Origin of the sequence: Zobellella taiwanensis (genome assembly GCF_003012795.1) — a bacterium.
Lineage (GTDB): Bacteria > Pseudomonadota > Gammaproteobacteria > Enterobacterales > Aeromonadaceae > Oceanimonas > Oceanimonas taiwanensis.
Window position 1 is genome coordinate 35,766 of sequence record NZ_PXYH01000011.1, and the last position, 13,833, is coordinate 49,598.

Below are 13,833 nucleotides of genomic sequence, written 5' to 3' on the forward strand. Positions count from 1 at the left end.
TTCCGTCCGGCCCACTTGATCTCATGGTTTGCGATGCACGATTTACAGGAACTGGAAGGTTTCGCCACCGTCATGGCGCTGGGCAGCCTGACCGCCGCGGCCCGGCAACTGGGTATACCCAAATCGACCCTGAGCCGGCGGCTGAGCATGCTCGAACAACGGCTGGGGCAGCCGCTGCTGAGCCGCCAGGGCAACCGGCTGCTGCCCACCGAGGCCGGGGTGCTGTTTGAACAATACAGCCGGCAGATGCTGCGCCTGGCGGAGCAGAGCCGGCAGGCCATGGACGACTTGCGCGAGGAAGTGAGCGGTGAACTGGTGGTGCGGGTGCACGCCTGCTGCAGCCGGGGCTGGCTGCCGCGTTCGCTGGAGGCGTTTTTGGAGCTGTATCCGGGCATGCGCATCAGCCTGCATACGGAAACCCGGCCGCCGCGCCCGGGCGAGGGCCAGGGCGAAATCTGGCTGTGGGTGGGGCGGGATCCCGAATGCGGCCTGCGCCACGAGGTGCTCACCTTCTGGACCTGCGGCCTCTACGCCAGCCCCGACTACCTGGCGCGCCGGGGCGAGCCCGAGCATCCGCGCGAACTGGCCACCCATGCCTGGGTCGACTGGATTGGCGAGGCGGGGGAGGGAGTAGCGCTGCATCATGAACAGGAAGGCGACGTCATCGTGCAGCCGCCGCCTTCGCGGCTGAAGGTGGATCATCTGGTTCCCCAGCTGGACGCCATCGCCCGGGGCCAGGGCATCGGCATTTTGCCGGTGCAAAACGCCGAATCCTACGAGCTGGCGCATACGGGCAGCCTGCGCCGCTGCTTGCCCCGTTGGCGGCTGGCCGCGCGGCCGGTGGGGCTGCTTTATTCCTTCGGCCGCCAGCCGAAAAAGGTGACGGCACTGCTGGCGCACCTGCGCAAGTCGCTGCCCGAGGAATGGCGTTACCGGGAGTAGGGGGTCAGCAGCACAGCCGCTGGCGCTCCGGCCGGTTGCCCATACGGGCCAGGCGCTGGAGGGGCAGGTCGATATATGGCCGGAAGTGTTCGAGGGTGGCGCGCAGCACCGCCAGGCTGCCCGGATCCAGCCCGGGCGCCAGGCGGTAATAGACCCACTGGCCTTCGCGCCGGTCGGCGAGCAGGCCGTTCTGGCGCAGCAGCGCCAGGTGGCGGGAGATCTTGGGCTGGCTTTCGTCCAGGGCGTGGGCCATTTCGCACACGCACATTTCCTGCTCGGCCATGATCATCAGCACCAGCTTCAGCCGGGTGTCGTCCGACAGGCTCTTGAACAGCCGCAGCGGGGCCGGGACTACCACAGGCTTTTCTCCTGCCGGTCCTGGACCAGCACCAGCAGCTTGATGCGCTCGTAAATTTCGTGCACCACCTTGTTGGCCTCGGGCTGGCTGCAACAGTGGGCGTCGTCGAAATGCCAGGCCATAAAGCGATCGGCGGGAATGGCGCGGGCGGCGTCTTCGGCCTGCTCGCACAGGCTGATGACGATATCGAAATACTGATCGGCAATGCTGTCCAGGCCCTTGTTGTGCAGGCCTTGGGTATCGACGTGCAGGCGGTGAAGGGCGGCCAGGGCATTGGCATCTATGGCCGGGGCGGGGACGACGCCGACGCTGGCCGCGTCATAGCGGTCGGCGGCCAGGTGTCGGAGCAGGGCCTCGGCGATAGGAGAACAGACGGCGTTGCTGTGGCATACAAAAAGCACACGAGTCATGACGTAATCTGGGTCCAGAATGATGGCAACATCATATATACGGACTTTGCCATGTCAACGACAACCGAACGCCGCGTCATCATGTTGTCATTTTGTTGCGTTATGGGCGCCGGGACAGGGCCCGGGCCAGGGCGCGGCCGCTGAGGAAGGCGGCTTCCACCCGCCCGCCCAGGCACCAGTCGCCACAGGCCGCCAGCCCGGTTTGCGGGTCCAGCACATAGCCCTCGCCCGGCTCCGCCGGCTCGTTGCTCAGGGCATAACGCCAGCGGTGCAGCCGGGCCCCGGCAATCGCCCGGACCGGCAGGCCGGTCAGCGCGAGGAAAGACTCGGTCAGCTGCTGCTGCACCCAGTCCTGATCATGCTCCAGGTGCTCCCGGGCCCACTCCGGGGTGGAATGGGCCACCACGCTGCCCGCCGGGCCGCGCCCGGGCAGGCGATGGTTGAAGGCAATCCAGCGCAGGGGCGCGTGGTTGACCCGGGCCGCGTCCCAGGCCGGCAGGGCGGCGGCGTCCACCGCCAGCAGCAGGGCGTAGCAGGGCGCCATGGCGTAGGGCGCAAGCGCGTCGGGTTCGGCCAGGTGGGGGCCGAGCAGTTCGCGGGTCTGGGGCAGGGGCGCCGAGCTGACCACCCGATCGAAGGTGCCCAGATCCCCGTCCTGCTCGTCGAACAGCTGCCAGCCGTCGGGCCGGCGGCGAAGGTGGGCCACCCGGGTCTGCAGCCGTACCTCCTGGCCTGCCGCCATGGCCTTGAGCAGGGCGTTCATGCCCGGTACCGCCACATAGTGGGGTTCGAACCAGGGCCGCTTGAACGGCGGCTTTTCCGGGCTCAGGGTCGTCAGGTTTGGGTGCCACTCGGCTACGGTGCCGGCAGCGATATGGGGGGCCAGCAACTGGCGGAATGCCCGGCTGCGGGCGGTAAAAAACTGGGCGCCGTGATCCCACTGGCGGTCGTCCTGGCGGCGGGTGGACATGCGCCCGCCCAGGCCCCGGGCCTTTTCGAACAGGGTTACTTCGGCCTGGCCGGCCAGCTCCCGGGCCAGGGTCAGGCCGGCCAGGCCGGCGCCGATAACGGCAATACTGGGTTTCATGAATTTCCTTAGGATTGAGGTGGACGGCAGGCACGCAGGTGTGGGCGGCGCCGGTACCAGCACAGAAACAGGCGATAGCCCAGGGCCAGCAGTGCCCGCACCGGGGCCAGCCCGGCCAGGCGCGCCAGCGGGCGCAGCGGCGGCACCTGCCGCCACAGCAGCACAAAGGCGTCCACGCCGGTGTGCAGCCGTTGATGTTCGTCGAGCAGATGCAGCTGCTGCAGGCACTGCTCCAGGCCGAGGCCATGGCGCGCCATGTCGTCCCCGTGCTGCCACACATCCAGCCAGCGGATGCTGCCCGCGCGGGCCCGGCGCTGATAAAAACGAATCTCCCGGCGGCACAGGCCGCAGCGGCCATCGAAAAATACGGTCAGCATGCTTACTCCGAATCACAGTGCCGGCAATACCGGTTTTGTGCTTGACCGGACCGGGAGCCGGGGTCTTTCATTGAAGCAGGCGACAATTCATTTTGGGCGTAAACGTTTGATTTTTTAGTGGCCTGATGAGGTGCCCCGGGCTTTTTGCTAGACTCCGCCGATCGTTTTCTTGAGGTAAAGAAACATGAAGTTTCCCGGCCAGCGCAAGCACAAGCACTTTTTTCCGGTGGAAGCCCGCGATCCGCGCCTGAGCGAACTGCTGCCCGACAACAAGCCGGTGTCTGGCCATGTGTGCGGCATCGATCAGGTGCTGGTGGACATAGAAGCCCATGTGGAGCCCGAGTTCCTGGCCCGCCACGGCCTGTCCCGGGGCCATTCCCTGTTGCTGGCTCCCGAGCGGGCCGATGCCATCTACCGTGAGCTGCTCGAGCAGGGGCTTATCGTGTCCGAATTTGCCGGCGGCACCATAGGCAACACCCTGCACAACTACTCGGTGCTGGCCGACGACAGATCCGTGCTGTTCGGGGTGATGAGCGAAACCATCAGGGTGGGCACGTCCGCCTACCGTTACCTGTGCACCACCTCGTCCCGGGTCGATCTCAACTACCTGCAGCCGGTGGCCGGCTCCATTGGCCAGTGCATCACCCTGATCACCCCGGACGGCGAACGCAGCTTTGCCATCAACAAGGGCATGATGGACCGGCTGTCGCCCGACCACCTGGACCGGGAGCAAATCCAGAGCGCCTCGGCGCTGGTGCTGACCGCCTACCTGATGCGCTGCGAAGCTCACGAGCCCATGGCCGACAGCGCCCGGCAGGCGGCCGAGTGGGCGCGCCAGGCCGGGGTGCCGGTGGTGCTCACCATGGGCACTCGCTTTATCGTCGAGGATCGCCGGGACTGGTGGCAACAGTTCATCCGCGACCATGTGACCCTGGTGGCGATGAACGAAGACGAGGGGCTGGCGCTGACCGGCGAGGCCGACCCGCTCGCCGCCTGCGACCGGGTGCTGGAGTGGGCCGACCTGGTACTGTGCACCGCCGGCCCGGCCGGGCTCTACCTGGCCGGCCATGCGGACGAGGAACAGCTGAGGGAAACCAGCCGGCCGCTGCTGCCGGGGAGGATCCCCGAGTTCAACCGCTTTGAATACTCCCGCCCCATGCGCCGGGCCGACTGCCGCCGGCCGCGCAGGATTTACACCCATATTTCGCCCTACATGGGCGGCCCGGCGCGCATCAAAAACACCAACGGCGCCGGCGACGCCGCCCTGGCCGCCCTGCTGCACGACATGGCCGCCAACGACTACCACCGCCAGAACGTGCCCGGCAGCGCCAAGCACCGGGCCCGGCACCTGACCTATTCTTCCCTGTCCCAGGTGAGCAAATACGCCAACCGGGTCAGCTTTGAGGTGCTGGTACAGCACTCGCCCCGTTTGTCCCGCGGCCTGCCCGAGCGGGAGGACTCGCTGGAGGAGGCCTACTGGGCCGGCGAGGCATAGACGGCGGATGTGTGCGATATTTCCGTTACAATTGAACAGCTGAATGCTGCTGAAAAGGTGAAGCGATGGATATACCGGTACAGATAAAGCAGCAAAGCTGCATGGACTGCCTGAGTGGCCAGTCGCTGGGGTTCGAGATCAAAATGGCTTTCCAGCCGATTATCGACTGGCAGCAAAAGGAGATCTTCGCCTATGAAGCCCTGGTGCGCGGTCCCGAAGGCCAGGGTGCCGGTTGGGTATTCGAGCGGATCAACGACAAGAACAAGTACTATTTCGACCAGTCTTGCCGGGTCAAGGCGATAGAAACCGCCAGCCGCCTCGGCTGTGACCGGCTGCTGAGCATCAACTTCCTGCCCAACGCCGTGTACAACCCTGAAACCTGCATCCGTGCCACCATAGAGGCGGCAACCCTGTTTCACTTTGACCTGGAAAAAATCATCTTCGAGGTCACCGAAACCGAAGAGATCATCAACCAGGAAAAGCTCAAGCGCATTTTCGAATCCTACGCCCGGCACGGCTTTCGTACCGCCATCGACGATTTTGGCTCCGGTTTTGCCGGGCTGGAATGGCTGTATAGCCTGCGGCCCGCCATCCTCAAGCTGGACATGACCCTGATCCGCGACATTCATCTGGACGAGGCCAAGCAACAACGCCTGGCGGCGGTGCAGCAGGTGTGCCGCGAGCTGGGGGCCATGATCCTGGCCGAAGGCATAGAGGTGGAGGAAGAGCGGGATTTCCTGGTCAATGCCGGCATCCGCTACCTGCAGGGCTACCTCTTCGCCAGGCCGGCGCTGGAGCACCTGGCCGGGCAGGACGAGATCAACGGCTGGCAGTAGGAGCCGTTTTCTCGGCCCCATCCGCTACCCTTTTGGACCAAGACCCGCCGCCATAGTTTGGGGACGCCTTTTGGGGCGCGGGCGGCCCGCCCGCCTGGGATAACGCCAGGGATTTGGGTGTGGCATCGGGGCCCGGCGGTTCCCGCGCTGCGGGAATGCAGGCGGGCCGCCTGCGCTCCAGGGTCCGCGTTATTCCACTTGGAGCATTACCCCGTGTGGCGTTTGCCCCTCCCGCCTGGGGTAACGCCAGGGGTTTGGGTGTGGCATCGGGGCCCGGCGGTTCCCGCGTTGCGGGAATGCAGGCGAGCCGCCTGCGCTCCAGGGTCCGCGTTATTCCACTTGGAGCATTACCCCGTGTGGCGTTTGCCCCCTTCCGGGGCGCGACTTGCCGCCATAGTTTGGGGACGCCTTTTGGGACCACGACTTGCCGCCATGGTTTAGGGGCGCCTTTTGGGGCGCGGGCGGCCCGCCCGCCTGGGGTAATGCCAGGGATTTGGGTGTGGCATCGGGGCCCGGCGGTTCCCGCGCTGCGGGAATGCAGGCGGGCCGCCTGCGCTCCAGGGTCCGCGTTACTCCACTTGGAGCATTACCCCGTGTGGTGTTTTCCCCCTCCCGAGCCACGACTTGCCGCCATGGTTTGGGGACGCCTTTTGGGGCCACGACTTGCCGCCATGGTTTGGGGACGCCTTTTGGGGCCACGACTTGCCGCCATGGTTATGGTGTTCCTTTTGGGGCGCGGGCGGCTCGCCCGCCTGGGGTAACGCCTGGGGTTTGGGTGTGGCATCGGTGCCCGGTGGTTCCCGCGTTGCGGGAATACAGGCGGGCCGCCTGCGCTCCAGGGTCCGCGTTATTCCACTTGGAGCATTACCCCGTGTGGTGTTTTCCCCCTCCCGAGCCACGACCCGCCGCCATGGTTTGGGGACGCCTTTTGGGGCCACGACCCGCCGCCATGGTTATGGTGTTCCTTTTGGGGCGCGGGCGGCCCGCCCGCATGGGGTAACGCCAGGGGTTTGGGTGTGGCATCGGAGCCCGGTGGTTCCCGCGCTGCGGGAATGCAGGCGGGCCGCCTGTGCTCCAGAGTCCGCGTTATTCCACTTGGAGCATTACCCCGTTTGGCGTTTGCCCCCTCCCGGGGCCCGCCAGCCAACAAAAAAGCCCCGGTGCCAATGGCACCGGGGCTGTTGGTAAGCGGAGAACGCGCTTCTTATTTGGAGACCAGCTCGGCTACGCCGTCTTCGGCCCGCTTGCCGCGCGGCCAGAGGCCGATGACCACCTGCCAGGTTACTGCCAGGGCACCGATGATAAACACGATGTCACCGAAGGTACGCACCCAGCGCAGGGTTTGCAGCAGGCCCTGCTGCATAAAGCTCTCGCTGCGGGCATACCAGAGGCCTTCGCTGGCGCTGGCGATAAACTGGATAACCCCCACCGGCAGCACGCTGGTGAACAGCATCAGCACCAGTCCGCCGTTCAGCCACCAGAAGGCGGTTTTCATCAGCGACTCGCTGAACACCAGGTTGGGGCGGATATAGCGCAGCACCAGCAGGCTGAAGCCCAGGGCCAGGAAGCCATACACCCCGAACAGTGCCGCATGGGCGTGGGTGGGCGTAGTGTTCAGGCCCTGGATGTAGTAGAGCGCGATGGGCGGGTTGATCATAAAGCCCAGTACACCGGCGCCGAGCATGTTCCAGAAGGCCACGGCCACAAAGAACATCAGCGGCCATTTAATGTTGGCCATCCAGGGCGCACGGTTTTTCAGGCTCCAGTTTTCCCAGGCTTCGTAGCCCAGTACTACCAGGGGCACCACTTCCAGGGCGCTGAAGGTGGCACCTACCGCCATGATGGGGGTGGTGGTACCGGAGAAGTACAGGTGGTGGAAGGTGCCGGGAATGCCGCCCAGCATAAACAGCGAGGCCGAGGCCAGGCTGGCGGTGGTGGCCATTTTCTTGGACACCAGGCCCATGCTGCAGAAGATAAAGGCCAGGGCGGTGGTGGCGAACACTTCAAAGAAGCCTTCTACCCACAGGTGCACTATCCACCAGCGCCAGTATTCCATGACGGAGATGTGAGTGCGCTCGCCGTAGAAGAAACCGGCGCCGTAGAACAGGCCGATGGCGGCGCAGGAGGCGGTGAGCAGGGCCAGCAGGTGCTTGTCGCCGGGCTGGCGCAGGGCAGGCACCACGCCACGCAGCATCAGCACCAGCCACAGCACGATGCCCACGAACTTGCCAATTTGCCACAGGCGGCCCAGGTCCACGTATTCATAGCCCTGGTGACCCAGCCAGAAGTTGAGGTGCTCCGGCATGATCTGGGCAATGGCCAGGTAGTTGCCGACAAAGCTGCCTACCACCACGGCGACCAGCGCCCAGAACAGCACGTCTACCCCCAGTTTCTGGAACTTGGGATCCTTGCCGCCGTTGATGATGGGAGCGAGGAACAGGCCGGCGGCGAGGAAGCCGGTGGCAATCCAGAACAGGGCGCTTTGAATGTGCCAGGTACGGACCAGGGAGTAGGGGAACCACTTGGACAGCTCAATGCCGTAGAAATGCTGGCCTTCCACCGTGTAGTGGGCGGTGGCGCCGCCGAGGAGGACCTGGAAGGTGAACAGGGCCACCACCAGGAACACATACTTGCCCAGTGCCTTTTGGGAAGGAGTAAGCTTGAAGGTGGTGAGCGGATCCCGCGCCGGGGCGGCGGGCTCGTGCTCTTCTTCCTTGCGCAGGAAGGCCCAGGCCCAGATCAGGCCGCCCACGCCGGCGATCAGCAGAACCACACTGACCAGAGACCAGACGATGTTCTCGGCGGTGGGCTTGTTGTCGATCAGCGGCTCGTGGGGCCAGTTGTTGGTGTAGGTGGCCTCACCGCCGGGACGTTCGGTGGCGGCGGCCCAGGCGGTCCAGAAGAAGAAGTTGTTCAGATCGGCGCGGCGTTCGGCGCTCGGCAGGGTGTTCTCCTTCATGGCGAAGCTCTGGCGAGTGGAGCGCAGGGCCGGATCGTCGCTGAACAGCTGGTCGTAGTAAGCGGCGGTGTCGGCCATGGCCTGGGCCCGGCGCTCGGACACCACCAGCACGTCGGCCTCGGCGTCATAGCTGTTGAAGCGGTATTCCTTCTTCAGCCGGTGTTGCAGCACGGCCTGCTGTTCTTCTTCCAGGTTGTCGTAGGCGGTGCCGAACTCGTCCTGCGCCGCCAGTTCCAGCCAGGCCAGCAGTTCACGGTGCAGCCAGTCGGCGGTCCAGTCCGGCGCCTGGTAGGCACCATGGCCCCAAACCGAGCCGAGCTGCATGCCGCCTACCGATTGCCAGGCGGTCTGGCCGTCGAGGATGCCGTCCTTGGTGGTGAGCAGGGTGCCGCCCTCGGTAACCACCTGGGCGGGAATGGGCGGGGCGACCCGGTAGACTTCCCGGCCGAAATAGCCGAGCACAGCAAAGGTAATGCCGAGAACGACGAGCAATATCGTCCACAGGCGACGATAGTTAGCCATGTTGCACCTCCTGGCGCTGGGATGGTTGGAACAGAATGTTGTTTTCCAGATGGATGTGTTGCATTAAATCGGTGTGCAGCTCGCCGATGCCGGCATAAAGCGCCTGCCAGGTGTTGCAGGCTTCCGCCGGCAGGGTGAGGTTGTGGGTCAGCGCCAACAGCCGGGCCAGGGCCTGGCCGTGATCGTCATGCTCCATGCGCATTACGGTAATGGGGCCGCGGGCCGGATCGAACAGGCCCCGGCGCAGCATGGGGAACAGGATTTGTTCTTCCTTCTGCATGTGGCTTTCCAGTTCCTGGCGCATGGCGTCCAGATGGTCGGCCAGCCCCGCCGGGCAGTCGGGATGATCGCCGTGCACCGCTTCCACCCGGCGGGCCAGGCGCAGCAGTTCTACCAGCTGTTCCCGGTGCACGCTGTGGTAGCGGCTGAGGATATGGTCAATCAGCTCGCCGGTACCGGCCTGGCCCCAGTTGCGCTCGTCGTCGTGCTGGGCGGGGAGGGATTCGAGGCTGGCCAGCAGCTCGGCGGCGTCCAGCCCGCGCTCCGCCAGGGCGTCGCGCAGCAGGGTTTGGCCGCCGCAGCAGAAGTCCAGCCGGTAGTGGTGAAAAATCCGGGTGGCGCCGGGAAGATCCCTGGCCAGTGAGCCGAGGGAGCGGTCTAACAGGCTCATGGTATTGCTCCTTGATGGGTGTATCATGCTCCCTATATTGCAACCAATATGCCAGTTTTTAATTTATTGATTTATATGAAGTTAATAAATTTATGGTAATTAATACCCTTCTTGGTTAAGGTAAATAAAACCCTATAAAGGTAAAAAATACCCCATGCTCTACGAAATCCTGCTGGCCGACCTCACCACCGAACTGCCCAGTGCCGTCCGGCTCCAGAATATGGTGCGCACCCTGCGCGAATATTTTCGCTGCGGCGCCGTCTGCCTGCTCAAGCTGCAGGATGAGGTGCTGAGCCCGGTGGCGGTGGACGGCCTGGTGCGCGAAGCCCTGGGCCGGCGCTTTGTGGTGGCCCAGCATCCGCGCCTGGCAGCCATTCTTTCCAGCCGCGGCACCGTGGCCTTTCCGCCCGACTCCACCCTGCCCGACCCCTACGACGGCCTGCTCGAACACCATGTGGGCGAGGCGCTGCCGGTGCACGACTGCATGGGCATCAGCCTGTATCTGGAAGGGGATTTATGGGGCGCCCTGACCCTGGACGCCCTGCAGGCGGGCACCTTCGACCAGGAAGCCCGGGAGCACCTGCAACGGCTGGCGCTGACGGTGGAGGCGGCGGTGCGCATGACCCGGCTGGAGCAGGACATCCGCGGCCTGCGGCTGGTACGCCAGGACGCGCCCGAGCTGTACAGCGAACAAAAGGAAGGGGAAATACTGGGCCAGAGCAGCCAGCTCAAACGGCTGCTGCAGGAGCTGGATGTCGTGGCGGACTCGGAGCTGCCGGTGCTGCTCACCGGCGAAACCGGGGTGGGCAAGGATCTGTTCGCCCGCCGGTTGCACCAGCGCTCGCGCCGCCGCAACCGGCCGCTGGTGCAGGTAAACTGCGCCGCCCTGCCCGAATCCCTGGCCGAGAGCGAGCTGTTCGGCCATGTAAAGGGCGCCTTTTCCGGCGCCGGCAACGCCCGGCCCGGCCGGTTCGAGGCCGCCGACGGCGGCACCCTGTTCCTGGACGAGGTGGGCGAGCTGCCGCTCGGCATCCAGGCCAAGCTGCTGCGCACCCTGCAAAACGGCGAAATCCAGCGGCTGGGGGAAGACGCCCCGCGCAAGGTAAACGTGCGGGTGATTGCCGCCACCAACCGCCAACTGCACGACAGCGTGCGCGACGGCCACTTTAGGGCCGATCTTTACCACCGGCTGTCGGTGTATCCGGTGCCGATACCGCCGCTGCGCGAGCGGGGCAGCGACGTGCTGGTGCTGGCCGGCCACTTTCTGGAGCTGAACCGGGGCCGGCTGGGGGTGCGCAGTTTGCGCCTTTCTCCCGCTGCCGAGCAGGCCCTGTGCCAGTACGGCTGGCCCGGCAACGTGCGCGAGCTGGAGCATGTGATCAGCCGCGCCGCCATCAAGGCCCTGGGCCGGGGGGCGGCGCGGGAAGACATCATCACCCTGGAGCCGGAGCTGCTCGACCTTACCGGCGACCTGCACCGGCCGGAGAGCAACGCCACCACGCCGGCGGCGGCCCCGGCCGGCCAGGCGCCAAGCCAGCCCCCGGCCAGCCTGCAGGACGCGACCAACCAGGCCCAGCGCCAGGCCATAGAACAGGCGCTAAACGCCAGCAACCGCAACTGGGCCGCCGCCGCCCGCCTGCTGGAAATAGACCCCAGCAACCTGCATAAACTGGCGAAACGATTGGGGATGAAGTGAGGGGGATTTTAGGGGAGAGCCCCGCAGTTGGCTGCGGGGTGAAGGGGAATGAGCTAACGTAATTCTGGTGTGAAAGGGATTACTTTTGTGGATAACTCAGCGGTTTACGTCCCAATAACCGGCGCGCGGTTTTTTGCGCGTCCGGCGCCACAGCGTAGTCAATTGCTTTGTTAGAGCCTGTTCACGATCTCGTGTAAATATCCGATACTGGGCGGATGAAACGGAAGAGATACCCCAGCGATACCACGCAAGAGCAGTTTTGAGGCCAACTACTGACTAAAACCGTTAAAACCCGAACACCTGCTAACGCTCGGCTCACAGGAGACAAAAGCGAAGCTTTTGGCTTCCTGTGCAGCCGATTGTTATGTGCATTAGTAGGCGTTTCTGATGTCTATAGCTTCTTCGATCCAGTCAGCAATATTCTCACTAATGTAGTTGTATACCCCTTGACTCGTAGCCTGTGAAGGCTTTTTTAGCTTTACTACGCTTGATAGTTTTTTGCCATCAATTGTAAAGTCATCAAATGGGTTTCTGCCTTCACTACCCTGTTCACCTGAAGAATTCTTTAGCTTGTGAATCTGAATTCCAAGAACGCCTTTCCCTGATTCCCAGGCTTTCTTGATTTCATATTTAATCCATTTTCTACCAGCCGTGTTCTCTCCGACCAGTACGATCACGCAAGATTTTCCGGTCATTTGACCATCAATCCATTTCTGAATGGCGCTATCGCCGCCTTTTTTTACTTCTTCCCAATCGTTATCGCTTGCAGGCTTATTACCTTCAACAGAACCAATATTTCTTACTGTCGAAGCTCTCCAGTTATCATTTTTATAATGAAAACTATAGAACGCTTTTCTAGCCATAAAAACTCCTTATTTTGTCAAGTCAGAAATGAAATCAATTACCGTTTGAACTTTTTCATCTAGAGATACTTTTTTGTCGGCTAGCTTCTCTAAATATTTTTTCGCCGCCTCTGAGTTTTGATAATAACTATCAATAGAAGGCAGTATTTTTTCGTATATTTCCTGAGCAGCATGCCCTGTCGAAGCAACAGGTATACATATATTTCCGAAAGCATGTGAAATTTCAAACTCACGAATGACCCCACCCGCAGTAACAATTTCACCATCAACGTTTTTGTTTCCGAAAAGGAAAATCGATATACCAGACAATGAGATCATCTTATGGCGATATTCATCCCATAAAACCGAAAGATCTTTATCTCCAGTTTTGAATTGTGGGAATGGCCTTAGTATAAGTTGAGCATCTGAGTACTTTAACGGCTTTGAATATATCGCTTCTAAAGCCCCGTTTATCACGGAGCTTCCAACTCCCCAACCAAATCCATTAACAACTCTAAAATTACCTTCAATTAGTGCGCGAGATATCTTATGAATAAATTCAATTGATTCTTGTTTTTCGTAAGGACTGTAAACTTCGGCACTCCCGGAAATAAAGATCGTTTTCTTTTTAAATCGAGACTCAATCTCTCTTAGAATCTTGGTTATTTCTTCGTAACCATCAACAAGAAGTGTTTTTATTCCGTACCTTTTCAGGTCATTTATAATCAACTCCTGCTTTCTGACGTTATAGTCATATGTTGCTTGATCTGGATTATTGCTATCACCAAGAGTGGGGCGTTTGGTGATGCAGTAATGCTGCTTTTTATCTTCAGAGTATCGAAAATTAAGCCTGCTTAGCACGTAGTCAAGATTAGGGTCAGTAAAGCTAAAACCTAAAAACAGGAAAGTTTTTGTTGTAAGCTCACCTGTCAGAGCATTGATAAATGGTTCATGCGTTTGATGGTATTGCTCATACTGCTCTTTGGTTATTATCGCCTCAGCTGGACAAGATACATCGCCGTGCATTTTAAATATTACAACGTCTCTTTTAGGCTTGTTATTTAGCAGCTGTTTGACATTGTGCTTCGTATCCGAAACTTTACCTTCTGCTAAAAACGCCTTTTCGATAAGCTCATCGTAGTTTGTAGTCCATACAGATGATATTGGTAGTCTTGCTAGAATTCTGTGGTTTTCAGTCTCCTCAGTTTCCTCAATAAACTCCTCAAGAATTTTACGACTAATTTTTGATCTGGTTCTATTTTCATTTACGTGAAACTGCGCAAGCGAAACAAGGTCAGATTCGACATTAATATCTAAACCCAAGTCAAAGGCGATTTCGCTCATCAATTCCTGCCAATTGACAAACCCAGCAGGAATAGACAGCCCTGCGCCAGCAAAAATCGCCGCAGTCCCTTCATTCAAATCTTTCACGTAATCTCGTATAAAGATTTCAGTTTCTCGATCAAAAATCATTTTCATACTTCCAAGCTAATATTTATGACTTCCTGAGCACATAACGCCGCATTAAGGGGCAGCCAACGCTACTACCAACTTACCGCATAACACCGTAACCACAAAAACCAACGCATAATAAAAATGCCACGCGTTGGCTGTCCCTCTTAAATGCTTTGTTAGCCTT

At 61.0% G+C, this 13,833-nt stretch carries 12 protein-coding genes; 4 read left to right on the top strand and 8 right to left on the bottom strand.

The features are described from left to right. Window positions 1–33: 33 nt before the first annotated feature. Window positions 34–942 carry a LysR family transcriptional regulator gene (locus C7I36_RS09385; RefSeq protein ID WP_106453459.1) on the top strand — a complete coding sequence of 303 codons (909 nt, stop codon included), beginning with the start codon at window positions 34–36 and terminating at the stop codon, window positions 940–942. Window positions 943–946: 4 nt separating this feature from the next. Here the strand turns inward: C7I36_RS09385 and C7I36_RS09390 are convergent, their stop codons facing one another. The 4 genes from C7I36_RS09390 to C7I36_RS09405 form a co-directional block, all read right to left on the bottom strand. Then, window positions 947–1,300 carry a metalloregulator ArsR/SmtB family transcription factor gene (locus C7I36_RS09390; protein WP_106453460.1) on the bottom strand — a complete coding sequence of 118 codons (354 nt, stop codon included), beginning with the start codon at window positions 1,298–1,300 and terminating at the stop codon, window positions 947–949. Beyond that, window positions 1,294–1,710 (bottom strand): arsenate-mycothiol transferase ArsC, encoded by a 417-nt coding sequence (locus C7I36_RS09395; protein WP_106453461.1) that lies wholly within the window; start codon window positions 1,708–1,710, stop codon window positions 1,294–1,296. Before C7I36_RS09395 ends, C7I36_RS09390 begins: the two co-directional genes overlap by 7 nt. A 100-nt stretch (window positions 1,711–1,810) precedes the next feature. After that, window positions 1,811–2,797 (bottom strand): NAD(P)/FAD-dependent oxidoreductase, encoded by a 987-nt coding sequence (locus C7I36_RS09400; RefSeq protein WP_106453462.1) that lies wholly within the window; start codon window positions 2,795–2,797, stop codon window positions 1,811–1,813. An 8-nt stretch (window positions 2,798–2,805) separates the two neighbouring features. Continuing rightward, window positions 2,806–3,174: a thiol-disulfide oxidoreductase DCC family protein gene (locus C7I36_RS09405; RefSeq protein ID WP_106453463.1), complete on the bottom strand. Its 369-nt coding sequence runs from the start codon at window positions 3,172–3,174 to the stop codon at window positions 2,806–2,808. Between the two features lie 184 nt (window positions 3,175–3,358). On the opposite strand from C7I36_RS09405, the gene C7I36_RS09410 reads away from it, so the two are divergent. Next, on the top strand, window positions 3,359–4,669 hold the full coding sequence (locus C7I36_RS09410; RefSeq protein WP_106453464.1) for an inosine/guanosine kinase: 1,311 nt from the start codon (window positions 3,359–3,361) through the stop codon (window positions 4,667–4,669). 65 nt (window positions 4,670–4,734) lie between these two features. Beyond that, window positions 4,735–5,505, top strand: coding sequence for an EAL domain-containing protein (locus C7I36_RS09415; protein ID WP_106453465.1), 771 nt, complete (start codon window positions 4,735–4,737; stop codon window positions 5,503–5,505). A 1,204-nt stretch (window positions 5,506–6,709) separates the two neighbouring features. Here C7I36_RS09415 and C7I36_RS09420 read toward each other — a convergent pair. Both C7I36_RS09420 and ytfE read right to left on the bottom strand, forming a co-directional pair. After that, window positions 6,710–8,986: a nitric-oxide reductase large subunit gene (locus tag C7I36_RS09420; RefSeq protein ID WP_106453466.1), complete on the bottom strand. Its 2,277-nt coding sequence runs from the start codon at window positions 8,984–8,986 to the stop codon at window positions 6,710–6,712. Continuing rightward, window positions 8,979–9,656 carry an iron-sulfur cluster repair protein YtfE gene (ytfE, locus tag C7I36_RS09425; protein WP_106453467.1) on the bottom strand — a complete coding sequence of 226 codons (678 nt, stop codon included), beginning with the start codon at window positions 9,654–9,656 and terminating at the stop codon, window positions 8,979–8,981. Before ytfE ends, C7I36_RS09420 begins: the two co-directional genes overlap by 8 nt. Window positions 9,657–9,810: 154 nt before the next feature. On the opposite strand from ytfE, the gene norR reads away from it, so the two are divergent. Next, window positions 9,811–11,352: a nitric oxide reductase transcriptional regulator NorR gene (gene norR / locus C7I36_RS09430; protein ID WP_106453468.1), complete on the top strand. Its 1,542-nt coding sequence runs from the start codon at window positions 9,811–9,813 to the stop codon at window positions 11,350–11,352. 371 nt (window positions 11,353–11,723) lie between these two features. On the opposite strand, the gene C7I36_RS09435 is transcribed toward norR, so the two are convergent. Next, complete coding sequence (locus C7I36_RS09435) at window positions 11,724–12,215, bottom strand: TIR domain-containing protein (RefSeq protein WP_106453469.1); 492 nt, start codon at window positions 12,213–12,215, stop codon at window positions 11,724–11,726. Between the two features lie 9 nt (window positions 12,216–12,224). Next, window positions 12,225–13,625, bottom strand: coding sequence for an SIR2 family protein (locus C7I36_RS09440; RefSeq protein ID WP_245880085.1), 1,401 nt, complete (start codon window positions 13,623–13,625; stop codon window positions 12,225–12,227). Between the last annotated feature and the right edge of the window lie 208 nt (window positions 13,626–13,833).

Bases quoted from the DNA above. Each gene is read 5' to 3' on its own strand.
- C7I36_RS09405 (WP_106453463.1), bottom strand. From the start codon at position 3,174: ATGCTGACCGTATTTTTCGATGGCCGCTGCGGCCTGTGCCGCCGGGAG.
- C7I36_RS09410 (WP_106453464.1), top strand. From the start codon at position 3,359: ATGAAGTTTCCCGGCCAGCGCAAGCACAAGCACTTTTTTCCGGTGGAA.
- C7I36_RS09395 (WP_106453461.1), bottom strand. From the start codon at position 1,710: ATGACTCGTGTGCTTTTTGTATGCCACAGCAACGCCGTCTGTTCTCCT.
- C7I36_RS09415 (WP_106453465.1), top strand. From the start codon at position 4,735: ATGGATATACCGGTACAGATAAAGCAGCAAAGCTGCATGGACTGCCTG.
- C7I36_RS09420 (WP_106453466.1), bottom strand. From the start codon at position 8,986: ATGGCTAACTATCGTCGCCTGTGGACGATATTGCTCGTCGTTCTCGGC.
- ytfE (WP_106453467.1), bottom strand. From the start codon at position 9,656: ATGAGCCTGTTAGACCGCTCCCTCGGCTCACTGGCCAGGGATCTTCCC.
- norR (WP_106453468.1), top strand. From the start codon at position 9,811: ATGCTCTACGAAATCCTGCTGGCCGACCTCACCACCGAACTGCCCAGT.
- C7I36_RS09385 (WP_106453459.1), top strand. From the start codon at position 34: ATGCACGATTTACAGGAACTGGAAGGTTTCGCCACCGTCATGGCGCTG.
- C7I36_RS09435 (WP_106453469.1), bottom strand. From the start codon at position 12,215: ATGGCTAGAAAAGCGTTCTATAGTTTTCATTATAAAAATGATAACTGG.
- C7I36_RS09400 (WP_106453462.1), bottom strand. From the start codon at position 2,797: ATGAAACCCAGTATTGCCGTTATCGGCGCCGGCCTGGCCGGCCTGACC.